Genomic DNA, 23,033 nt, shown 5'->3' with positions numbered 1-23,033 from the left:
GAGTCAATTCGGGTTCAGTGCGTAATCGTGCTTTTTGGAGGAGTGTTTTGATGCTTATTGAGCGGGGACGATGCCGCTTTCGATGAAGGAAAGAACTTCCGTTTTGCTTGGTGAACCGGCACGTCCGCCGAAGCGCGCGCATTTGATGGCGGCGGCTGCATTGGCAAAGCGGATGATGTCGGTCATCGGTTTACCTTCCACCAGGCCACGTGCAAATGCGCCATGGAAGACATCGCCCGCGGCCAGCGTATCCACCGCATTAACCTTGAAGCCCGTCACATGGGAAACAGGCTTGCCAGCACCTTCAGTCCAATAGCAGCCATCTGCGCCAGCCGTGACAGATGTGAAAACATCATAGCGGTTGCTGAGAATACGGACACATTCACGCAAATCAGGCGTGCCCGCGACGCTGATTGCAGCAGGTTCTGACGCAACGATATGGGTTGCAAGCGGTAGCAGCGTTTCCAGCAATTCGACAGGCGCGGTATCGGCATCCAGAATAGCCGGAATACCGGCATCGCGAGCCGTACGCAGCGCCGTTTCCGCAGCCCATGGCCAGCGCACATCGGTCATCACGGCAGCATAGGTTCCGGCCGCGATTGGGGGCACGGTTTCAGCCGGGCCTGCAAGCCTGCGATCATAAAACGGCACGATAATGCGCTCACCATTTGCATCGACGAGGATCGAGGAAAATGCTGTGCGCGCGCCTTCCAGCCGCCTTATATGCGAACAATCAATACCTTCGGCCTCAAGCTCTGCGAAAGCGCGATCGCCCACCGGATCAGTCCCGGCAGATGCCCAGAGCGCCACGTCGCCACCAAGCCGGGCAATCGCAGCAGCGGCGCTCGAGGCCATGCCAGCAGCAATCTCGACCGCTTCGCGCGGCAGGTATTTGCCTGCCTGTTCGGGAAGCGTATCGAGGCGGAAAATGGTGTCCATTGTGAGGGCACCGACACAGAGAATTTTGGAAGTCATGATCAGGAAATGAGACCTTCCGAGCGAAGCGTCGTCCAGAATTCGTCCGGGATCGACTGCTCGAACCAGACCACATTTTGCCTGATCTGCTCCGGCGAACGTACACCGATCAGAATGGAGCTGACGGCCTCATGCCTCAACGGAAACTGCATGGCGGCAGCGGCAAGCGGCACATGATACTCATCGCAAATATCATGCAGCCGATTGGTGCGCGAAATGATTTCAGCAGGTGCATCGGCATAGTCGAACTTCTGTTCGCCGCCGCGCGGTGCCGCGAGAATTCCTGAATTGAACACACCGGCGATTACCAGTGCCATGCCGCGCTTTTGCGCCAGCGGCAGAAACTCTTTTTCGGAAACCTGATCGAGCAGCGAGTAGCGGCCAGCCAGAAGCGAGCAATCGAGATCAGCCTCTTCCAGCGCATCGCGAATGATCTGCCATTCGTTCACACCAAGACCAAAGCCCTTGATATTACCTGCCGCGCGCAGTTCGGTCAGCGCACGGAAACCACCGCCCCTAGTCAGCGCGTTCCAGTGAAACTCGTGCCTGTCGGCATGGGTCACGCGGCCAATGTCATGAACATAGAGCAGATCGATTTCTGGAAAGCCGAGACGCTGCTGGCTGTCATCGAAGCTGCGCATGACGCCATCATAGCTGTAATCAAAAACCTCACGGAAATTGAGGCCATTATGCCAGCCAGAATCAAGCGGATTCTTTGGCGGCGCTGGTGGCAGGGTGCGACCAGCGCGCTCATTGGTCATCAAGCGGCCAACCTTGGTGGAAATGACGGCGCGCTCGGGTTTTTCGCGCAACATATCGCCAAGAAGATGCTCGCATCGGCCATAGCCATACATTGGTGCGCTGTCGAAATAACGGATGCCGCTGTCCCAACCAGCTTCCAGCAAAGCGTCCGCATCAGCACGCGAAACCGGCGCATAAAGCCCACCCAAAGGTGCAGTTCCCAGACCAAGCGCGGTTACAGTCAGACCGGTACGGCCAAGCGCCCGTTTCTCGGATGCTTTCAAATGCATGGGTATTTCCTCCATCGCGGCATGCAACATGCCGCACTCCTTTTTCACCGCGTCTTATCCAAAAACCGCTTCGCACTTTTTGGGACGCGCCGCCTCTTTCAGCCCACCTTATCCAAAAACCGCTTCGCACTTTTTGGGACGCGCTGCCTCTTCCGGCGATTGATAGGAGCAAGCATGCCAAAGCGCAATCGAAAAAGCCTGCGCATGCGAAGAGCCTATTCACGTGCAAATAAACCATGCTTGACAGCCCCGAATTCCTGTCGATATTACTATGATGTCAGACCAATTTAAGAACCAATAAGGGAACCGGCTCTGACCTGATTGCGCGTTGAAACTCTGGGCTGATCTCTGAGTCCGTCTGTGAAATGGAGGCAGAATGAAAGATCGCAGGTTGCTGCAGATAGCTCCATTACCGCCGATGGATCGCGCCCGGCAGGTAACAGATGCGCTCGCCAATTACATCGCGACAGCGCAGCTTCAGGCCGGAGATCGCCTTCCCGCCGAACGTGAATTGATGACCGCGCTGGCCGTGGGGCGCTCCACCATTCGCGAAGCAATCCGACACTTTCAGGCATTGGGTGTGATCGAAGCCCGCAAAGGCAGCGGCACCTATCTGCTCAAGCCGATTTCGGCGGCAACTATTCACATGCCTCTCTCATTCGACCCCGCACAATTGCGCGATGCATTGCTGCAATCGCTTGAAGTACGCCGTGGCATCGAAGCCGAAGCCAGCATGGTTGCCGCGCGCAAACGCACGGCGGAAGACCTCATCATCATCGAACGCAATCTCAATGAGATGGAACGCGTTCATATCGCGGAAGGCACGTCAGGCCCGGAAGATCTGGCGTTTCACCTCGCCATTTACGACGCGACCCATAACCCGCTTTTCAGACAATTGCTCGAACAGATGCGCGAAGCCTTCTTGCACTTCTGGGATCATCCGTTCGAGCGGGTCGATTTCGCGCGGCGGACCTTTCCGTTCCACCGCACGCTCTTTAACGCCATCGTGGCCCAGGACCCTGAAGCCGCGCGGCAGGAAACACTCAAAATCCTCGACATTGTCGAGGAAGACATCAAGGAAATGTCCAAATGACCGACGGGATGGATCCGCTGGATTTTGCAGCACTTACGGTTGCCCATGATGAAGGCAATGCATACGACGCCGTGGTTCCACCCATCGTGCAGACCTCGCTTTTCACCTTCCCAAGCTATGACGACATGGTCGCCTCCTATCGCGGCGAAAAGGTTCGCCCGATCTACACACGCGGCCTCAACCCGACCGTGCGGGCATTTGAAGAAATGCTGGCAAAACTTGAAGGCGGCGAAGACGCGCTGGGCTTTGCAAGCGGCATGGCTGCGATCTCTTCAAGTGTGCTGGCCTTCGTCAATCCGGGTGATCGCATTGTTGCCGTGCGCCATGTCTACCCGGATGCATTCCGCCTGTTTGGCACCATTCTGAAGCGCATGCAGGTGCAGGTCGATTATGTCGACGGACGTGACGAGGAAGCGGTTGCAAAAGCCCTGCCCGGTGCAAAGCTCTTCTACATGGAAAGCCCGACGAGCTGGGTCATGGAAGCCCATGATGTCGGCACCTTGGCAACTATTGCCAAGCAGCATGGCGTGTTGAGCATCATCGACAACAGCTGGGCCAGCCCGATCTTCCAGCGCCCACTGTCGCTTGGCGTTGATCTCGTCGTGCATTCGGCATCGAAATATCTCGGTGGTCATAGCGATGTCGTGGCCGGTGTCGTGACCGGCTCGAAAGAGCTGATCAATGCAATTCGCGCGGAAACCTATCCATATCTCGGCGGCAAGCTTTCACCGTTTGATGCGTGGCTTCTGGTGCGCGGTATGCGCACCTTGCCGACGCGCATGAAGGCGCATGAGGCTTCGGCACTGGAAATTGCAAAGCGTCTTCAGGCGCTGGATGTGGTTGAAACCGTCTGCCACCCGGCACTCGCCAATCGTCTGCCTGCGGGGCTCAAGGGCACGTCCGGCCTGTTCTCGGTCATCTTCCGGGAAGGCGTGAACATTCGCGAATTCTGCAATCATCTCGATCTGTTCAAGCTCGGCGTGAGCTGGGGCGGACATGAAAGCCTGATCGTGCCGGGCGAAGTCGTGCTGCAGCAGAAGGCGCAGCCAAATTCAGCACATACGTTCGGCATCGACCCGCTCTCCGTGCGCCTACATGTCGGACTGGAAGGAACGGAAGCGCTGTGGCGGGATATTGAAGGAGCGCTCGCAGCATCGACCGAATAACGAAAATCTAGTGAGGAGCAATAAGGGGAACTGCAATGAAAAAACTAATAGCAGCCGCATTCGCAACCATGCTTTTGAGCGGTACGGCACTTGCTGATACCACTCTGAAGCTTGTTGAAGTCATCACCAGCCCAGAGCGCACCAAGACGCTTGAATCCATCGTTGCCAAGTTTGAGGCAGCCAATCCGGGCACCAAAGTCGAAATCATTTCGCTGCCATGGGGCGAATCCTTCCAGAAATTCGCAACCATGGTTTCGGCTGGTGAAATTCCCGACGTCATGGAAATGCCGGACACCTGGGTTTCGCTCTATGCCAATAATGGCATGCTGGAAAACCTCGAACCATATCTCGAAAAGTGGGAAACCACGCCAGACCTGACCGAGCGCGCACTTGAGCTTGGCCGCAGCGTCAAGAACACGGCCTATACACTGCCTTACGGCTTCTATCTGAACGCCATGTTCTACAACAAGAAGCTACTGTCGGAGGCTGGTGTGTCCGAGCCACCGAAGACGATGGACGAATTTGTCGAAGCCTCCAAAAAGATCGCAGCCCTTCCCGGCAAGTCCGGGTTCTGTATGCGTGGTGGCCCCGGCGGCCTTAATGGCTGGGTGATTTTTGCTGCATCCATGGCCGGTGACAATAAGTTCTTCAACGAAGACGGCACCTCGACCATGAACAGCGAAGGCTGGAAAAAAGGCATCACCTGGATGGTCGATCTCTACAAGAACGGCCTTGCACCGAAGGACAGCGTCAACTGGGGCTTCAACGAAACCGTCGCCGGTTTCTATAGCGGCACCTGCGCCTTCCTCAACCAAGACCCGGATGCGCTGATCGCCATTGCCGAACGCATGAAGCCGGAAGATTTCGGCGTTGCCATCATGCCAAAGGGCCCGGCTGGCAAGACCTTCCCAACCATCGGCTTTGCCGGCTGGTCGATGATGAGTGGCAGCCAGAACAAGGACCTCTCCTGGAAGCTGATCTCGATGCTGGAAGGCCCGGAAGGCAACATCGAATGGAACAAGCGCACCGGTGCCTTGCCGGTTCTCAAATCCGCTCAGAACGATCCGTTCTATAGCGGCGAGCAGTTCAAGGGCTGGTTCGATGAACTGGCTGACAAGAACGTCGTTCCAACCGTGATGCCGACCTATCTGGAAGAGTTTGCCTTCTTCAAGGATTCGCTCGTCATCAAGACCTCGCAGGAAGCGCTTCTCGGCGACATCACGCCGGATCAGCTGGCCGACCAGTGGGCAGAATATCTGACCAAGGCACAGCAGAAGCACCTTTCAAAGCAATAGCAACATGAACAGCTTGCAGGCGTGGAACAGCCACGCCTGCAAAGCGAATGATGCAGCCCCGCGAAGGGAAAAATGATGAACGACACCGCTTCCATAAAGGCCCCGGTGCACAACGACGTGCCAAAGCAGGATCGTCGCAGTTTTCTGCAGCGACTTGCGCACGCCTCCGAACCTTACCTCTACAGTGCCCCCGCACTGATCCTCATCGGCGCCGTCATGCTGGTTCCGCTGATCCTCGGCGTCTCCTATGCCTTTCGCGACATTCAGTTGCTCAACCCGTTTTCGGGTGGCTATGTGGGGCTTGATCATTTCCGCGAACTTGCGACCGATCAGGCTTTCTATCGCTCTTTGAAAAACACACTCTGGTGGACCGGTTGCTCGGTGCTGCTGCAATTCGTGTTCGGGCTTATTCTTGCCCTGCTGCTCGACAAGCCATTCGCCGGACGTGGGCTGGCACAGGCGCTGATCTTTCTGCCATGGGCTGTGCCGACCTTCCTCACAGGTCTTAACTTTGCATGGCTTTTTAATCCGGTTATCGGCCCGCTGCCGCATTGGCTACATGCAATCGGCATTCTGAGCGCACCAGACAACATCCTGTCCGACCCCAATCTGGCCATGTGGGGTATCATTACCGCCGGTGTGTGGTGGGGTATTCCGTTCTTTGCCATCACCATGCTGGCCGCCTTGCAGGCTATCCCGCGCGATCTTTATGAAGCGGCAGCCATCGATGGCGCTGGCCCCGTCCAGCGTTTTCTCTCAATCACGCTTCCTTACCTTGCGCCAACCATGGCTATCACCATTTTGCTGCGCACCGTCTGGATTGCCAACAGTGCTGATCTGATTGTCGTGATGACCGGCGGTGGCCCTGCCGACCGGACGCAGATCGTCGCGAGCTACATCTTCACGCAGGCCTTCAAACGGCTTGATTTCGGCTATGCCTCGGCGATTGCGATGGTCCTGCTTGTGCTGCTGATGGTCTATTCGATGCTCATCGTGCTGTTGCGCCAGACGCTTCTGAACAAGGATTGAGGCCATGACCAACCGTAAACTCTTCCTTGTCGGCGCGCATCGCATTGCCATTTTGCTATTCGTCCTGTTTGCACTGTTTCCGATCTTCTGGCTGGTGAAGGTTTCCGTCACACCCAATGATCTGCTTTACAGCGAAGGCGTGCGGCTATGGCCATCGCGTATGACGTTCAATCACTTCAGCCATGTGTTGAATAACAGCTCATTTCCGCTGTTTTTCCGCAACAGCCTGATCGTGTCCGGCTCAACCGCCATCATCGTTACGCTGCTGGCATCGCTCTCCGGCTATGCGCTGTCACGTTTCAACTTCCGCGCCAAATACTGGATTGTGGCGCTGATGCTGCTGACGCAGATGTTTCCGCTCGTGATGCTGATCGCGCCGATCTACAAAATCATGGCACCGCTCGGTCTCACCAATAGCCTGATCGGCCTTATCATCGTCTATTCGGCATTCAATGTGCCTTTTGCCACCTTCCTGATGCAGTCGTTCTTCGACGGCATTCCGAAGGACCTCGAAGAAGCCGCCAAGATCGACGGCGCAACGCAGTTCATGGCTTTCCGCCAGATCATTCTGCCGCTAACTCTACCCGGTATTGCAGCAACGCTCGGCTTTGTTTTCACCGCAGCGTGGAGCGAGCTTCTGTTCGCGCTGATGCTGATTTCCGGCAATGATTCAGCCACGTTCCCAGTCGGGCTTTTGAGCTTCGTCTCAAAATTCTCGGTCGATTTCGGACAGATGATGGCAGCGGGTGTGCTCGCGCTGATCCCGGCCTGTCTCTTCTTCTTCCTCATTCAACGATATCTCGTGCAGGGCCTCACGGCTGGCGCGGTCAAAGGCTAGAGCATGTCTCCCAAAAGTGGGAACCGGTTTTTGGGATAAAGACATGCGTTAAAACAAATAGATAGAGCATTTCATACGTTCCATCTTAAACAAGAAATGCTCTGAGAGGATTTTCCCCTATGGCTTCCATCGATATTCAGTCAGTCCGCAAAAGCTATGGCGAACATGCTGTTCTGCACGGCGTTGATCTTGAGATCAAAGATGGCGAATTCATTGTGCTGGTCGGCCCGTCAGGCTGTGGCAAATCCACATTGCTGCGCATGATTGCTGGCCTTGAAGACATCACTGCCGGCCAGGTGCAGATCAGTGGCAAGCGCGTCAATGAACTGGCACCCAAAGACCGCGATATTGCGATGGTGTTTCAGTCCTATGCGCTCTATCCACATATGAGTGTCGCCGACAATATGAGCTACAGTATGCGGCTGCGCAAAACGCCGAAAGAAAAGATCGCAAGTGCCATCAAATCAACCGCCACAAAGCTCGGCCTCGAACCTTTGCTGGAACGTCGTCCGAAAGCGCTTTCCGGTGGTCAGCGTCAGCGTGTAGCTATGGGCCGCGCCATTGTGCGTCAGCCCAAGGCCTTCCTCTTTGACGAGCCGCTTTCCAACCTCGATGCCCGCCTACGCGAGCAGATGCGTGCCGAAATCAAGAAACTGCACGGTGAGCTGAAAGCCACATCCATCTATGTGACACATGACCAGATCGAAGCCATGACTCTGGCCGACCGTATCGTCGCCATGCATGGTGGTGTGGTGCAACAGGTCGGCTCTCCACTGGAGCTTTATGACCGCCCGGCCAATCTCTTCGTGGCAGGTTTCATCGGTTCACCCGCCATGAATTTTCTCGACGTATCCTATCTTGAACAGGATGGTGGTCCGCGTCTGAAACTCAAGGACGGCACGCTCATCGCGCTGCCGCAGCCGGTAAAACTCAAGGATGGCGCGAACGCCACGCTAGGCATTCGTCCCGAGCATGTACATATCGAGAATTCAGCAGACCTGACAGCTGCTGTTGATCTGGTCGAGCCGACCGGCTTCGGCATTATTCTGCATCTCAGCCTGCACGGATTGCCGTTCAAGATTTTCACGCTGGATCGCGATGCGCTTCATGCGCAGGGTTCTGTTCAAGTGAGCTTCCCGGCACAGCATCTCCATCTGTTCGATGGCGAGGGAAATCGCGTCGATAGCGCTTAAACTGCATCCGAAAACCGCGCCTGAATGCTCTGCGAAAGCAGAGCAACGGGGCGGCTTTGATCCCCAGCCTTGAGCCAGATCAGTTCTTCAATCTCACTGGAAGCGGCAGGAATCTGCCCTTCTTTCAGGGTGAGATGAAACAGCTCTGCTTCAACTGTGGAATCAAGTTCGTTGGCGGCAGGCGCTGACATTTTTGCAGCAAAGCGCAACTGGCTCTCGTCAATGCAAATGCCAAGCTCTTCCTCTATCTCGCGGATGAGTGCTATTTGAGGCTGCTCGCCCGCATCAATCTTGCCACCGGGTTGGAAGAAAATCTCGCTGCCGCGCTTGCGCACGAGGAGGAAACGGCCCGCTTCATCGCGGACAATGGCTGCTGCAATAAGAATCGTTTTCATGATGACGAAACATCGTCGCGAACACGCACACCGTCAAGAATGACTGCAGCAATGGAGCGCGCCGTCTGCTCATAAAAATCTGGTTCTTCCGTGCGCTTGCCAAGTATGGCTGCGACCTGAACCGAGAAGTCGGAATAATGCTGCGTTACCGCCCAGATCGTAAAAATCAGGTGATAGGGATCAATCGGCGCAATGCGCTTTTCCTCGATCCAGCGATGAATGACACGCGCCTTTTCATCAACCAGATCTTTCAGATGGCCTTTCAGAAAATCAGTAATTGCCGGTGCGCCATGCAGGATTTCATTGGCGAACAGGCGGGATGCTTCCGGACGTTTTGCTGAAAGCTCAAGCTTCTGCGCGATATAATTGCGAAGCTCCTCAAGCGGATCGCCTTGCGGGTCGATGCTCTCAAATGGGCCAAGCCATTCGGTGAGCGTTTCTTCAAGAACCGTCACATAGATATTCTGCTTGCGCGGAAAATAATAAAGCAGGTTTGGCTTCGACATACCTGCCTTTTCGGCGATCTGATCAACTGTTGAGCCGCGAAAGCCATAGGCGGAAAAAACATCCAAGGCGGCGTCCAGAATAAGCCTGCGGTTGATCGCCTGAATGCGCGTCGCACCTTCCGTCTTCTCGTTCGCACCTGCTTCGGCGGGAGCTGTCGCATCTGTGACCATTTAACACCTTCTGACGAAGCAAAATTTCTTAAAACCGCTTGACCGCTGTCGAACGCTCTTCTAGCCTGCATTTTGACCAACTAGTCAAGTTTTTGCAAATACTGCAAGAAGATTGAGGCCAAAGAGCCGGGTCGCGGGAACAACATAACATGCGAAGCGCTGGCAGCAATGCCACCGTTGATGCATGCTTGAAATGTGGAGGCAGAGCGTATGGTGCTCAGCAACAATCCCAGTTTCAGCAATCTCAAGGTCGATGGCGATCGCCTGTGGGACAGCTTGATGGATATGGCCAAAATTGGCCCTGGTATTCGTGGTGGCAACAACCGCCAGACGCTGACCGATGAAGACAGCGAAGGCCGCCAGCTTTTCCAGTCGTGGTGTGAAAAAGCCGGATTGTCGATGACCGTCGACACGATGGGCAATATGTTCTTCCTTCGCCCCGGCGAAGATGCGGATGCTGATCCGGTCTATATGGGCAGCCATCTCGACACGCAGCCGACAGGCGGCAAATATGACGGCGTGCTCGGTGTGCTTGGCGGACTTGAAGTCATGCGCACATTGAACGACACCAATATCAAGACAAAGCGCCCTATCGTCGTGGTCAACTGGACCAATGAAGAAGGCACGCGTTTTGCGCCTGCAATGCTTGCTTCCGGCGTTTTCGCCGGTGTGCATGAGCAGGATTGGGCCTATGAACGCACGGACGCCAAAGGCAAGAAATTTATCGATGAGCTGGAGCGTATTGGCTGGAAGGGCGATGAGCCGGTCGGCAAGCGCAAAATCCATTCGATGTTCGAGTTGCATATCGAACAAGGTCCGATCCTTGAGATTGAGAACAAGAACATTGGTGTCGTCACCCATGGTCAGGGACTGTGGTGGTTGCAGGTAACCCTGACCGGCAAGGAAGCGCATACTGGCTCGACGCCGATGAAGATGCGCAAAAATGCAAGCCTGGGCTTGGGCAAAATGCTGCAGCTTGTCAACGAGATCGCCATGTCGCATCAGCCTGATGCTGTTGGCGGCGTGGGCCATATCGAAGTCTCGCCAAATTCACGCAATGTCCTGCCGGGTCAGATCGTTTTCACCGTCGATTTCCGCTCACCGGATCAGAAAACACTGGATGCCATGAAAGAGCGTTTTGAGGCCGAAGCACCAAAGATCGCTGAGGAAATTGGCATCGGCATCGAGATTGAAGTGGCTGGACATTTCGATCCTGTCACATTCGACGAAGGTTGCGTCACCGCCATCCGCAATGCAGCTGAACGGCTTGGTTACAGCCATCGCAATATCGTTTCGGGTGCTGGACACGATGCCTGCTGGATCAATCGTGTAGCGCCAACTGCCATGGTTATGTGTCCATGTGTGGATGGCCTGAGCCATAATGAAGACGAGGAAATTTCAAAGGAGTGGGCATCGGCTGGTGCTGATGTGCTGCTTCATGCCGTATTGGAGACTGCTGAAATCGTGAGTTAGCATTCCCACCATCCAATACTGCTGAATGTTCGCAACAAAACCAAAAAGGGGAACGACGAACATGGTTAGTTCTGGGGCAAGTAAGGTCATCAAAGGCGGCACCGTGATTACGGCAGACCGCACCTTTAAAGCCGACGTTCTCATCGAAGGCGAGAAGATTGTTGCCGTGGGCGATAATCTGACCGGCGATGAAACCATTGATGCATCGGGCTGTTACATCATGCCCGGCGGCATCGACCCGCATACGCATTTGCAGATGCCCTTCATGGGCACCTATTCATCCGATGATTTCGACACTGGCACCGCCGCAGCCCTTGCTGGCGGCACGACAATGGTTGTGGATTTCGTGCTGCCTGGCCCGGAAGGCAACCTGCTCGATGCGCTGCAGGAATGGTTCCAGAAAGCAGGCAAGGCGCGCACCGACTATTCGTTCCACATGGCGATCACCGGCTGGAGCGAACGCGCGTTTAATGAAATGCCGGAAGTGGTGAAGCGCGGCATCAATACGTTTAAGCACTTCATGGCCTATAAGGGCGCGTTGATGGTCAATGATGACGAGATGTTCGCATCGTTCCAGCGCTGCGCCGAGCTTGGCGCCATGCCACTCGTTCACGCGGAAAATGGCGATATCGTTGCGCAATTGCAGGCCAAGCTTTTGGCTGCTGGCAATGACGGACCAGAGGCGCACGCCTATTCACGCCCACCGGAAGTGGAAGGCGAAGCCACCAACCGCGCCATCATGATTGCCGATCAGGCCGGTGTTCCACTTTATGTGGTGCACACATCCTGCGAACAAGCGCATGAAGCAATCCGCCGTGCGCGCCAGAAAGGCATGCGGGTTTATGGCGAGCCGCTTATCCAGCATCTCACCCTTGATGAAAGCGAATATCACAATCGCGACTGGGACTATGCCGCGCGCCGCGTGATGTCACCGCCATTCCGCGACAAGGTCAATCAGGATAGTCTCTGGGCCGGGTTAGCTGCCGGAAGCCTGCAAGTTGTGGCAACAGACCATTGTGCTTTCACCACCGAGCAAAAGCGCCATGGCATTGGCAATTTCACCAAGATTCCGAACGGCACAGGCGGGCTTGAAGAACGGTTGCCGGTGCTCTGGACACGCGGCGTTCGCACCGGTCGTCTGACGCCCAATGAGTTCGTGGCGGTCACCTCCACCAATATTGCGAAGATTCTCAACATCTATCCACAAAAGGGTGCGATCCTGCCGGGTGCTGATGCCGATATCATCATCTGGGACCCTGAAGCGACCAAGAAGATCTCTGCCAAGACGCAGCATTCTGCCATTGATTACAATGTGTTCGAAGGTTTCGAACTGAAAGGCCTGCCGGTCAAGACGTTCTCGCGCGGTCGCCTCGCCTTCGACAAGGGGCATGTGACAGCGCAGCCGGGCGATGGTCGTTTCGTTGAACGCGAGCCTAACGGCGCAGCCAACCGGGCCCTGTCGCAGTGGAAAGAAATCGTTGCTCCGCGCAAGGTGGAACGCAGCGCCGAACATATGCCGATAGGGGTCTGATACATGGCTCTAGCTCAGCTTCGGGAAATGCGCATGAATTTGGAAAACAGCGTTGCCCCGGAGAGGGGCTTGGAAAACGCACAAACCGTGATCGACATCAAGGATCTCTCCCTGGTGTTCGAGACCAATGATGGTCCGGTCCATGCGCTTTCCAATATCAATCTCGCTATAAAGCGCGGCGAGTTTGTTTCGTTTATCGGTCCGTCGGGTTGTGGCAAGACCACGCTGATGCGTGTGGTGGCCGACCTTGAACAGCCAACCTCGGGCTCTGTAACCGTCAACGGCAAGACGCCCGCACAGGCGCGGCTTGACCGCTCTTACGGCTATGTATTTCAGGCGGCAGCACTGTTTCCATGGCGCACCATCGAAGACAATATCAGCCTGCCGCTCGAGGTGATGGGCTATGCTGCTGCCGAGCGCAAACTGCTTATTGAAAAGAACCTCGCACTGGTGAACCTTGCGGGTTTCGGCAAGAAGTTTCCATGGCAGCTTTCCGGCGGCATGCAGCAGCGCGCATCGATTGCCCGTGCACTGTCATTCGATCCAGACATGCTGCTGATGGATGAGCCTTTCGGCGCGCTTGACGAGATCGTTCGCGATCACCTCAACGAACAGCTTCTGAAACTTTGGGCCGCAACGCAGAAGACCGTGATCTTCGTCACGCACTCCATTCCTGAAGCCGTCTTTCTGTCGACAAAGATCGTCGTGATGAGCCCGCGTCCGGGCCGCATTCATGAAATCATCGACTGTGATCTGGGACCGGATCGGACACTGGATATCCGGGAATCGGAAGCTTTCCTGAAGATAGCTCATCGTGTGCGCGAAGGTCTGCGGCTGGGGCATATCCATGAATAAATTGCGGGGGCAAAAGTCAGGTGAAGGAGGGCGAGAATGACAGCCTTTCTTCGTGACAAATTTATTCCGGTAACGACGGTTTTGCTGGCGATCATCGGGCTTTGGTATCTGCTTGCGGTCTTTCTCAATGCGCCGTTTGAGCGCGATCAGGCAGAGCGGGCCGGAACCGAGATTTCATTCTCGACAATTGCGGCCAATACGATGCATCAGGATCGCCCGGTCCTGCCTGCGCCGCATCAGGTCGCGGAAGAAATCTGGAAAACCGTGTTTGATGTGAAACCGAGCTCCAAGCGCAGCCTTGTCTATCATGGCTGGGTGACGCTCTCATCGACATTGCTCGGTTTTGTGCTGGGATCGGCGCTTGGTGTGTTGCTCGCGGTCGGCATTGTACATTCGCGCACCCTCGACAAAAGCCTGATGCCGTGGATCATCACCTCGCAGACAATCCCCATCCTCGCTATCGCACCGATGATTATCGTGGTGCTGAATGCGATTGGTATTTCGGGCTTGTTGCCAAAGGCCATCATATCGACCTATCTCTCCTTCTTCCCCGTTGCGGTGGGCATGGTCAAAGGCCTGCGATCCCCCGATGTGATGCATCTCGATCTGATGCGGACCTACAACGCTTCACGGAATCAGGTGTTCTGGAAACTGCGCTGGCCTGCTGCAATGCCCTTCCTGTTCACATCGATGCAGATTGCAGTCGCTATCAGCCTGGTGGGGGCTATCGTCGGCGAGCTGCCGACAGGTGCCGTCGCCGGACTTGGCGCACGTTTGCTGGCCGGTTCCTACTACGGCCAGACGGTTCAGATATGGGCCGCACTCATCGCAGCAGCCATCATGGCTGGTGTTCTGGTGGCCCTCGTCGGGTTTGTCGCAAGCGTCGTCAACCGACGCATGGGTGCAAAGCCAGAAAGGGCGGCAACATGACAAATGTTATAATCATTGTCGCACTGATTGCCGTCTCATGGGCAATTGTCGGTTGGGTGGCAAGCCTGAAGCCTCGCAATGCGCACAGCCAGAAGCTGCTGGACATTGCCGTCCCTGCCCTCTTCGGCATCGCGATGCTCCTTTTGTGGGAAGTCACCGTGCGGTTGTTTGCCGTACCGCAGGTGCTTTTGCCTGCGCCATCGGTCATATGGGCGCGGATCACGAGTTCGGTTCCAATCCTGTGGGCCGATTTCCAGCAGACCTTTATGAAAGCCGTCATCATCGGCTATGTCGCAGGTTGCGGTCTGGGCTTTGTCACGGCCATCATCGCTGACCGAGTGCCATTCCTGCGCAAAGGTCTGCTACCGCTTGGCAATCTTGCTGCCGCCCTTCCCATTGTCGGCGTCGCGCCCATCATGGTGATGTGGTTTGGCTTCGACTGGCAGTCAAAGGCAGCCGTCGTCATCATCATGACCTTCTTCCCGATGCTTGTGAACACAGTGGCGGGACTTGCGGCAAGTGGCTCGATGGAACGCGATCTGATGCAGACCTATGGCTCGAACTATTGGCAGACGCTGATCAAGCTGCGCCTGCCGGCAGCCATGCCATTTATTTTCAACGCGCTCAAAATCAACTCCACGCTGGCGCTGATTGGTGCGATTGTCGCCGAGTTTTTCGGTACACCGATTGTCGGCATGGGCTTCCGCATATCGGCTGAAATCGGGCGCATGAATGTGGACATGGTCTGGGCTGAAATCTTTGTAGCCGCTCTTGCGGGATCGCTCTCCTATGGGCTGATCGCGCTGATCGAGCGCAGAATGACATTCTGGCACCCTTCATACAGGAGGGCATAAGCCTGAATATTTGGCATCTGCAAAAATAAGGTAGAGCCTTAACCAGAGGAGAACTGAAATGAAAAAGGCAATTTCTCTATGCCTTGGAACAGCCGGACTGGCGCTCGCGCTCATGAGCAGCTCGGCAATGGCAGCTGACAAGCTGACCTTGCAGCTCAAATGGGTGACGCAGGGACAGTTTGCAGGCTATTACGTCGCCAAGGACAAAGGTTTCTATGAAGCCGAAAATCTCGACGTGGAAATCAAGCCGGGCGGCCCGGACGTGGCTCCTCCGCAGGTAATCGCCGGTGGTGGCGCTGACGTGGTGGTGGACTGGATGCCGTCGGCGCTTGCGACACGCGAAAAAGGTGTGGCGCTCGTCAATATCGCACAGCCGTTCAAGAAATCCGGTATGATGCTGACCTGCCGCAAGGACACCAACATCACCAAGCCGGAAGACTTCAAAGGCCGCACGCTTGGCGTCTGGTTTGGCGGCAATGAATATCCGTTCCTGTCATGGATGAGCCATCTGAAAATTCCGACCGAAGGCGGCAAGGATGGCGTGACCGTACTCAAGCAGGGCTTCAACGTCGATCCGCTGATCCAGAAGCAGGCCGATTGCATTTCCACCATGACCTATAACGAATATTGGCAGGTGATCGACGCCGGTATTCCTGCCGATCAGCTCGTCGTGTTCCCTTATGAAGAACAGGGCGTCGCCACGTTGGAAGATGGCCTATACGTTCTTGATAAGAGTCTTGACGATCCTGCAATGGTCGACAAGCTCGCCCGTTTTGTCCGTGCTTCGATGAAGGGCTGGCAATATGCATCTGAAAACCCTGCCGAGGCTGCCGAAATCATTCTCGACAATGATGCTTCGGGTGCTCAGACCCAGGAAGTTCAGGAGCGCATGATCAAGGAAATCGGCAAGCTGATCGACGGTTCGGATGGCACGCTTGATGTGGCGGCAGCAGACCGCACAGTTGATACGCTGCTTGGCGGCGGTTCCGATCCGGTCATTACCAAGAAGCCGGAAGGCGCTTGGACGTCCAAGATCACGGATGCGATGAAGAAATAACAAACCTCGCAGCAAAAAAGCCCGGTCCTATGACCGGGCTTTTTTCATTTCAACTTTTCTTCCAGTGCTACGGCCCTGACCAGCTCGCGCTCAAGCCGTGCTTCTTCTTCAACTCTTGGCTTGGTGAAGCGACCAAGAAGAAGATAGGCGACCGGCGTCACAAACAAGGTTGCGATCGTGGCAAGACCCAGGCCACCAACTATTACCCAGCCAAGCGCCACACGGGCTTCCGCGCCTGCACCACTTGCGAGAACCAACGGTACACCGCCGAGAACCGAACAGATCATGGTCATGCAGACCGGGCGCAGGCGGATATTTGCCGCCTCTTCAATGGCCTCACGAACATTCATACCCTTGTCACGCAACTGATCGGCAAATTCGACAATCAGAATACCGTTCTTGGCCATGATGCCGACAAGCAGCACAAGCCCGATCTGGCTATAGACGTTGAGGCTCGTGCCGGTCAGGATCATCGCGAAGACAGCACAGCCAAGACCCAGCGGCACGGTTGCCATAACGATGAGCGCACTTACAAAGCTTTCAAACTGTGCTGCCAGAACCAGCAGGATGATGATGATGGCAAAGCCAAACACCAGTGCAATACCGGTCGAGGTTTCACTCAGTGTCGAGGCTTCGGCCAGTGGAATAATATGCGCGCCGGGTGGTAATAGTGGTGCTGCTATTTCCAATGCGGCGGCATAGGCGTCGCCCAAAGCAAAATCGCTGCGCAGATCACTCGTGATAGCGATAGACCGCTGCCGCTCTTCGCGGTTGAGCTGTGGTGGAACCGCTTTTTCGACCACCGATGCAATGGACGACATCGGTACATAACGACCATCTGTTGTCTTCAGGAAGACGTTTTCCAGATCGGTCGGGTCGTTAATCGGGTTGGTGGTCGATACAAGCTTCACATCGAAACTTCTGTCGCCAACATAGACCGAACCGATTTTACGACCATCAAGGACAGCCTGAACCGCATTGGCGAGACCGGTGATATCAATACCAAGATCGGATGCACGCTCACGGTTGATCTCGACAGAAAGCTGCGGCTGCGTCGGTTCAACCGACAGACGCGGCTGCACGAAACGGGGATCTTTTTCGAGCGCCGAAACAATAGCGTCAGTCGCTGGACGCAGTTTCGCATAATCCTGACCAAGCACCGCAAACTGCAAACCATTGCCTGCACCGCGAATACCCAGACTGTTCGGCTGCGCCGTGAAAATACGCACCGCTGTAATACCGCGTGTACGCGCAGTGATATCGGCCATGATTTCCTGCTGCGAGCGGCTGCGCTCTTTCCACGGTGCCAGTGTCAGAACCATAAAGCCGTTATTCGACGACCCGCCCGACCCGGCAATGCCATAAGTGGTCAGGATTTCGCCGCTATCGCGCAAAGGCTGGATCGCTGTTTCGATCTTCTCGAGCTGCGATTGAAGAAATTCAACGCTGATGCCCTGTGGCCCATTGATGCGTAGAATGGCAACCGCGCGATCTTCCGTCGGTGTCAGCTCCTGTCTCAGCATACCGAAACCGACATAGGACACACCGGCAAAAAGTATTGCGACCAGAACGACAATGAACGGGGCAGAAAGACAGGCATGGAGGCTCTTACGATAAAAGCTTGCCAAACCACTGCCGATCCGACGCAGAAATTTTGGACCATGGCCGCCGCCTTCAGAGGTTTCAACACCCTCTTTAAGGAACCGCGATGCCAGCATCGGACAGAGCGTCAATGCCACAATCGATGACAGCAAAATTGCAATCGCCAGCACGAAACCAAACTCGCGGAAAAGACCACCAGCTTGTCCCGGCAGGAAGGAAATCGGCACAAACACAGCCACAAGTGTAAGTGTCGTTGCGATGACAGCGAAGAACACTTCCTGTGTGCCAAGGACTGCCGCCGCACGTGGTCCCATGCCCTGATTGCGTCGCCGCACGATATTTTCGAGCACCACAATCGCGTCATCCACCACAAGGCCAGTCGCAAGCACCAGCGCCAGCAAGGTGAGAATATTGACCGAGAACCCGCTGAGATAGATCGCCGCAATCGTGCCGATCAATGCCACAGGCATAGCCAGAGCCGGGATAAGTGTCGCGCGGATATCCCAGAGAAACATGAAGATGATCACGACAACGATGATAACGGAAGCAATCAGCGCAATCTCAACTTCGTGGATAGCGCCATTAATGAAGCTTGCATCGTCGCTGGTAACTGTCACATCGACGCCGGGCGGCAACGTATTTTTCAGGTTGGCGACGGCTGCCCGGATGCCTTCCGAGATATCGAGCGTGTTCGACTGCGCCTGACGCACGATGCCAAGACCAATGGCCGTCTTGCCGTTCGAACGCACAGCCGAACTTTCAATGTCCGGTCCCAGTGTCACCGTTGCGACATCGCGGAGCTGCGTGCGCCCTTTGATATAGACGTTCTCGAAATCTTCCGGTCGTTCAAGATTGGCCGTGGCGCGAACCACAATCGACTGATCGGAACTGCGCAACGAACCCGCTGGCGCATCAAGGCCCATGGAAGAAAGCGCACTCGAAATATCCGCAATGGTTAGCCCGTAACTTGCAAGGCGTGCCTGATTGATATCGATGCGGAAAATCTTGTCGCGATCACCATTGATCTGCACATCGGCGACACCGGGAACAGCCGAGAGCACATCCTGGATCTGATCTTCCACCAGCACCGTCATGTCATCGACCGCCATAGTGTCGGACGTGACAGCAAGGCGCATGACCGGATCGGCATTGGAATCGGCCTTGATGATGCGCGAAGGATCAGCTTCTTCGGGCACATCGTTTGCCACGCGTGAAATAGCGTCACGCATATCAGCGGCGGCGACATTGAGATCAACGCCGTCGTTGAACTCGACCGTGACACGGCTGCGCTCAAAAGAAGATGACGAGGAAATGGATTTCACGCCCGACACGCGGGCAACCGCATTCTCCAGAACCTGTGTCAGCTGACGATCAATGGTTTCAGCCGAAGCGCCGCTGAAATCGGTGCTGATGGTGACAACGGGCCGATCCACATCCGGCAGCTCGCGGATGTCGACGCCGGTAAAGGCCGCAAGGCCTGCAACGATAATCAGAACATTGATGACGAAGGCAAAGACCGGGCGCCGAATGAACAGCGCTGTCGACCCACCGGTATTGCCCGAATGCGAATTAGGATTGCTCACGCTTTATCCTCACCCTGCAACGCGGCTTTTGGCGACTGGATCAATGCGGGCGGTGCCCTGCTCATCCTGCAAACGGACCGGCGCATCGTCGCGCACGGTCTGCACGCCTTGCGTAACGATCATGTCGCCTTCCTTAACTGCACCGTCGATCAATATGTTGGTCGAATTGCGCTGTACGATGCGCGCAGCGACTTTCTTCGCGACGCCTTCTTCCACGCGCCAGACGTAAGAGCCGTCGGCACCCCACTGGATAGCCAGTGGATCAACGGAAGGATAATTATCTCCCGGGAACAAGACAGTCACCGAGAACGACATGCCGGCGCGCAGACGATCCTGATCGTTGTTGATCTCGGCACGAACATGCAATGTGCGGCTCGCTTCATCAAGCATATTATCAACAGCGTTGATTTCACCCTTATGCGTCACACCGGGAAATGCTGTCGATTCGGCCGTCAGCGGCTGGCCGACTTTGATCTGCGGTGCAAAACGCTCGGGCACCCAAATATCGATCAGCACCTTGGAGCGATCATCAATGCGGGCAATTGAAGTTTGTGCGGTGACATAATTCCCGGCATTAACCGGCAGAATACCAACAACACCGGAAATCGGCGCGCGCACCGTGCGGCGGCTCAGCGCAAGCTGCGCATCGTCCAGTACAAGCTTGGCGTTGGACAAAGCCAGATCAGCTTCAACTTCCTGAACAACGGTTGCCGTATTCGTGGCCCGCAAACGCGCGATACGCTGCCGGGTGGTTTCGGCATCTTTCAACGCAATCTGTGCTTTGCTGACTGCAATGGTTTCGGTCTCATTGTCGAGGACCGCAATCGGATCACCCGCCTTGATGAAATCGCCCGCTTTCACAAGCAGCTCATTCATATAACCGCTCGAATAAGGCGTGACCGAAACTGTACTGAGAGCGCGTGCTGATCCGATGGCTGTCAGGCGATTGTTGATCGTCTCTTCACCTGCCGGTTCAACAACAACGAGCGGAGCGCCGCGTCCCGAAGATGATCCATGCGCCTGCGGTCCGGGAGCTGCGCCTGATGCCGTTTGCGCCGAAGAGTCTTTATTTTTATAGATATACCAACCGCCACCAGCGGCAGTAACAATAAGCAGGCACAGAACAATCTGCTTCCAGGACTTCATTCAACTCTCCGGCAGGGCCTTGTCGAAGGCATCGACGGGCCTCTGATTCAAACCATCCATATTCACGTTGGGCGCAGGATAAGCTGCAAACAGTATCAAAATAATGATCGCCCCAATAGTTGCACCGAAAGTGCCACCATTGAAGCATCACAGATTTCCCTTTTTGCGAGTTTGCACGTCGCGATTCCGCACGTCGAGTTAAATTTCGGTAATGCTGGTAAAGGAACCCAACGGACCTGTTTCAATCAAAAGAGACAAAGCCCGTTGGAATTATCTCGTGCCACCATATATAGAAGGCGATATTTGTATGTTCGCATTGTGATGAGCTTTCTGAATAAGGCGCGGCCGCATCGCAGCCACACAGCCTGTCGATTTGGATTTAACGTATGGCGGCTGTTGAAAAAACCATGGATACGGGTGGGGTCGTTGCCGATACAGCCGCGCGTTCTCCCGCTACGGCATCCCCACAGGACGATAAGACTTCGCCCATCCATTTCACGCGCCTTCGCTGGCGCAACCGGCTTTCAAGCAAGCTCCTCATTCTGACGGCTCTTGCCGTTCTTATCGCTGAGGTTCTGATCTTCGTGCCATCTATCGCCAATATGCGGGTGCGTTGGATGAGTTCGCGCCTCGACACCGTGTATGCCGTCAGCGAAGTGCTTATTGCGAGCGGCAATATCAATATTCCACGCGAAGTTCAGGACAAGGTGCTGCTTGCAACCGGGACCAAGGCAATTGCTTTGCGCGAAGCGGGTGCATCTCATCTTCTCGCAATGAGCGAAATGCCGGGCACTATCGATCAGGTGGTCGATCTCAATAATATCAGTGAAGCCGCTGCCATCTGGGATGCGTTTGGAACGCTGTTTAACGGCGGCAATCGCACTTTGCGTATTTATGGATCGAACCCGCCATCCGCCAATCCCGGACGTATTATCGAAATCGTCACTTCAGATGCACCGCTGCGCCATGCCATGCTGAGTTATGCGACCAATGTTGCGATCATCTCTCTGCTTATTTCGGTGATTGCCGCGAGCCTCGTTTATCTCATCATTCACGAAATGCTGCTGCGCCCTGTGCGCCTCATGCATCGCAATATGATCGACTTTGCCTCAGCACCCGACAATCCAACCCGGATTCTTGTGCCAGAAAACCGCAAGGACGAGTTCGGCATTGCACAACGACAGATCGCACATATCCAAAGCGATTTGCAGCGCACGCTGAAAGAACAGAAGCATCTGGCCGATCTCGGCCTCGCAGTTTCCAAAATCAATCATGATATGCGCAATATTCTGGCATCGGCGCAGCTCATGTCAGACCGGCTGGCCGACACCCAGGACCCGATGGTGCAGCGTTTCGCGCCAAAGCTTATTCACACGCTGAGCCGTGCCATCAATTACTCCGAAAGCGTTATGGCCTATGGCCGCTCGCAAGAGGCCCCGCCTGCCCCGCGCCGCGTACAATTGAGCACCGTCATTCTTGATGTGCAGGAAACACTCAATCTGAAAGCGGAAAGCGGTATCGAGTTCGAAAATCTCATCCCTGTTGATTTTGAATTGAATGTCGATTCCGAACAGCTGTTCCGCGTGTTGCATAATCTGTGCCGTAACTCCGTGCAGGCGATGGAGCGCGATCGGCGCAGCGATGTATCCACCGTCAAGCGTCTCACACTTTCTGCCGGTAGAATCGGAACGACAACAATTATCGGCGTAGAAGACACTGGCCCTGGTCTGCCGCAGAAAGCGCGCGACAATCTCTTTACAGCGTTTAAGGGCTCCACACGAAGCGACGGCACAGGGCTTGGTCTTGCAATCGCGCAGGAACTGGTGCGTGCGCATGGCGGCACAATCGAACTGCGTGAAGATCGGCCCATTGGCGCGCATTTCGAGATTCGCCTTCCTGACTTGCCCAATTGGGGCGAAAGACGCAGCAATCAGCACGGCAGCGACGCGACTTAAGAATCTTGTATCAATACGATGAAACGACACGCATCAGAGGATTGCGTTCGATACTAGAGTTTCGCCCGACATAAATGCTGGTTCAAACCTGAAATTCAAAAAATCCACTCGATTCATCAAGTTGCTAGTGGGCTGATTCACTGCATGATTCCCGCTTTGCGAATGCTGTCTCGTCCTGAATTCACGCCATTGCCTGGCTTTCATGCGTTTTCCCCATTTCGAAACAGGCTCTAAAAGCCCGCAAAGCCGGGCATTGATAAGAAAACTTCACATAAGCGCATTTTTTTCCAAGAAGGTGCTTGCTTTTAGTAATCCGTCCGATTATCAACCGCCCATCGCCGCAGCAATCGCGGCA

The 23,033-nt window shown here is 55.2% G+C and carries 19 protein-coding genes; 13 read left to right on the top strand and 6 right to left on the bottom strand.

The features are described from left to right. Positions 1-54: 54 nt before the first annotated feature. Both ACSME1_RS08730 and ACSME1_RS08725 read right to left on the bottom strand, forming a co-directional pair. The gene (locus ACSME1_RS08730) at positions 55-975 is read right to left on the bottom strand and encodes a PfkB family carbohydrate kinase (protein WP_105705394.1); all 921 of its coding nucleotides are present in this window, start codon (positions 973-975) and stop codon (positions 55-57) included. A 2-nt stretch (positions 976-977) separates the two neighbouring features. After that, entirely contained in the window at positions 978-2,006 is a 1,029-nt protein-coding gene (locus ACSME1_RS08725; protein ID WP_105705396.1) for an aldo/keto reductase, read from the bottom strand. Between the two features lie 376 nt (positions 2,007-2,382). Here ACSME1_RS08725 and ACSME1_RS08720 point away from each other — a divergent pair, with 376 nt between their 5' ends. The 6 genes from ACSME1_RS08720 to ACSME1_RS08695 all read left to right on the top strand — a co-directional run bounded on the left by ACSME1_RS08720 (position 2,383) and on the right by ACSME1_RS08695 (position 8,620). Beyond that, positions 2,383-3,099: a FadR/GntR family transcriptional regulator gene (locus ACSME1_RS08720; RefSeq protein ID WP_024897838.1), complete on the top strand. Its 717-nt coding sequence runs from the start codon at positions 2,383-2,385 to the stop codon at positions 3,097-3,099. After that, the gene (locus tag ACSME1_RS08715; protein ID WP_105705398.1) at positions 3,096-4,265 is read left to right on the top strand and encodes a PLP-dependent transferase; all 1,170 of its coding nucleotides are present in this window, start codon (positions 3,096-3,098) and stop codon (positions 4,263-4,265) included. Before ACSME1_RS08720 ends, ACSME1_RS08715 begins: the two co-directional genes overlap by 4 nt. Before the next feature lie 35 nt (positions 4,266-4,300). Continuing rightward, positions 4,301-5,560: an ABC transporter substrate-binding protein gene (locus tag ACSME1_RS08710; RefSeq protein ID WP_105705400.1), complete on the top strand. Its 1,260-nt coding sequence runs from the start codon at positions 4,301-4,303 to the stop codon at positions 5,558-5,560. 75 nt (positions 5,561-5,635) lie between these two features. Next, positions 5,636-6,589: a carbohydrate ABC transporter permease gene (locus tag ACSME1_RS08705; RefSeq protein WP_105705401.1), complete on the top strand. Its 954-nt coding sequence runs from the start codon at positions 5,636-5,638 to the stop codon at positions 6,587-6,589. Positions 6,590-6,593: 4 nt separating this feature from the next. Next, positions 6,594-7,427, top strand: coding sequence for a carbohydrate ABC transporter permease (locus ACSME1_RS08700; RefSeq protein ID WP_024897842.1), 834 nt, complete (start codon positions 6,594-6,596; stop codon positions 7,425-7,427). A 119-nt stretch (positions 7,428-7,546) separates the two neighbouring features. After that, positions 7,547-8,620 carry an ABC transporter ATP-binding protein gene (locus ACSME1_RS08695; RefSeq protein WP_024897843.1) on the top strand — a complete coding sequence of 358 codons (1,074 nt, stop codon included), beginning with the start codon at positions 7,547-7,549 and terminating at the stop codon, positions 8,618-8,620. Here ACSME1_RS08695 and ACSME1_RS08690 read toward each other — a convergent pair. Next, positions 8,617-9,015 (bottom strand): NUDIX hydrolase, encoded by a 399-nt coding sequence (locus ACSME1_RS08690; RefSeq protein ID WP_024897844.1) that lies wholly within the window; start codon positions 9,013-9,015, stop codon positions 8,617-8,619. The two genes, ACSME1_RS08695 and ACSME1_RS08690, sit on opposite strands and share 4 nt — an antisense overlap. After that, the gene (locus tag ACSME1_RS08685; RefSeq protein WP_024897845.1) at positions 9,012-9,692 is read right to left on the bottom strand and encodes a TetR family transcriptional regulator C-terminal domain-containing protein; all 681 of its coding nucleotides are present in this window, start codon (positions 9,690-9,692) and stop codon (positions 9,012-9,014) included. The genes ACSME1_RS08690 and ACSME1_RS08685 overlap by 4 nt, the downstream gene beginning before the upstream one ends. A 210-nt stretch (positions 9,693-9,902) precedes the next feature. Here ACSME1_RS08685 and ACSME1_RS08680 point away from each other — a divergent pair, with 210 nt between their 5' ends. From ACSME1_RS08680 to ACSME1_RS08655, 6 genes are all read left to right on the top strand, one after another. After that, positions 9,903-11,165, top strand: coding sequence for a Zn-dependent hydrolase (locus ACSME1_RS08680; protein ID WP_024897846.1), 1,263 nt, complete (start codon positions 9,903-9,905; stop codon positions 11,163-11,165). Positions 11,166-11,226: 61 nt separating this feature from the next. Further along, the gene (gene hydA, locus ACSME1_RS08675; protein ID WP_024897847.1) at positions 11,227-12,696 is read left to right on the top strand and encodes a dihydropyrimidinase; all 1,470 of its coding nucleotides are present in this window, start codon (positions 11,227-11,229) and stop codon (positions 12,694-12,696) included. A gap of 33 nt (positions 12,697-12,729) precedes the next feature. Beyond that, positions 12,730-13,551, top strand: coding sequence for an ABC transporter ATP-binding protein (locus tag ACSME1_RS08670; protein ID WP_024897848.1), 822 nt, complete (start codon positions 12,730-12,732; stop codon positions 13,549-13,551). Between the two features lie 36 nt (positions 13,552-13,587). Then, positions 13,588-14,481 carry an ABC transporter permease gene (locus ACSME1_RS08665; RefSeq protein WP_024897849.1) on the top strand — a complete coding sequence of 298 codons (894 nt, stop codon included), beginning with the start codon at positions 13,588-13,590 and terminating at the stop codon, positions 14,479-14,481. Then, positions 14,478-15,335 (top strand): ABC transporter permease, encoded by an 858-nt coding sequence (locus ACSME1_RS08660; protein WP_105705403.1) that lies wholly within the window; start codon positions 14,478-14,480, stop codon positions 15,333-15,335. The genes ACSME1_RS08665 and ACSME1_RS08660 overlap by 4 nt, the downstream gene beginning before the upstream one ends. Positions 15,336-15,393: 58 nt before the next feature. After that, on the top strand, positions 15,394-16,392 hold the full coding sequence (locus ACSME1_RS08655; RefSeq protein ID WP_024897851.1) for an ABC transporter substrate-binding protein: 999 nt from the start codon (positions 15,394-15,396) through the stop codon (positions 16,390-16,392). 44 nt (positions 16,393-16,436) lie between these two features. Here the strand turns inward: ACSME1_RS08655 and ACSME1_RS08650 are convergent, their stop codons facing one another. Beyond that, on the bottom strand, positions 16,437-19,577 hold the full coding sequence (locus ACSME1_RS08650; protein ID WP_024897852.1) for an efflux RND transporter permease subunit: 3,141 nt from the start codon (positions 19,575-19,577) through the stop codon (positions 16,437-16,439). A gap of 9 nt (positions 19,578-19,586) precedes the next feature. Next, on the bottom strand, positions 19,587-20,723 hold the full coding sequence (locus ACSME1_RS08645; RefSeq protein ID WP_024897853.1) for an efflux RND transporter periplasmic adaptor subunit: 1,137 nt from the start codon (positions 20,721-20,723) through the stop codon (positions 19,587-19,589). Positions 20,724-21,109: 386 nt separating this feature from the next. Here ACSME1_RS08645 and ACSME1_RS08640 point away from each other — a divergent pair, with 386 nt between their 5' ends. Further along, positions 21,110-22,678, top strand: a complete 1,569-nt coding sequence (locus ACSME1_RS08640; RefSeq protein ID WP_105705405.1) for a sensor histidine kinase — start codon at positions 21,110-21,112, stop codon at positions 22,676-22,678. Positions 22,679-23,033 lie beyond the last annotated feature (355 nt).

The sequence above is a fragment of the Brucella pituitosa genome, assembly GCF_965577835.1.
Classification (GTDB): Bacteria; Pseudomonadota; Alphaproteobacteria; order Rhizobiales; family Rhizobiaceae; genus Brucella; species Brucella pituitosa.
The sequence above is the reverse complement of the archived record's forward strand: the minus strand, read 5'-3'. Positions and strand labels throughout refer to the sequence as shown.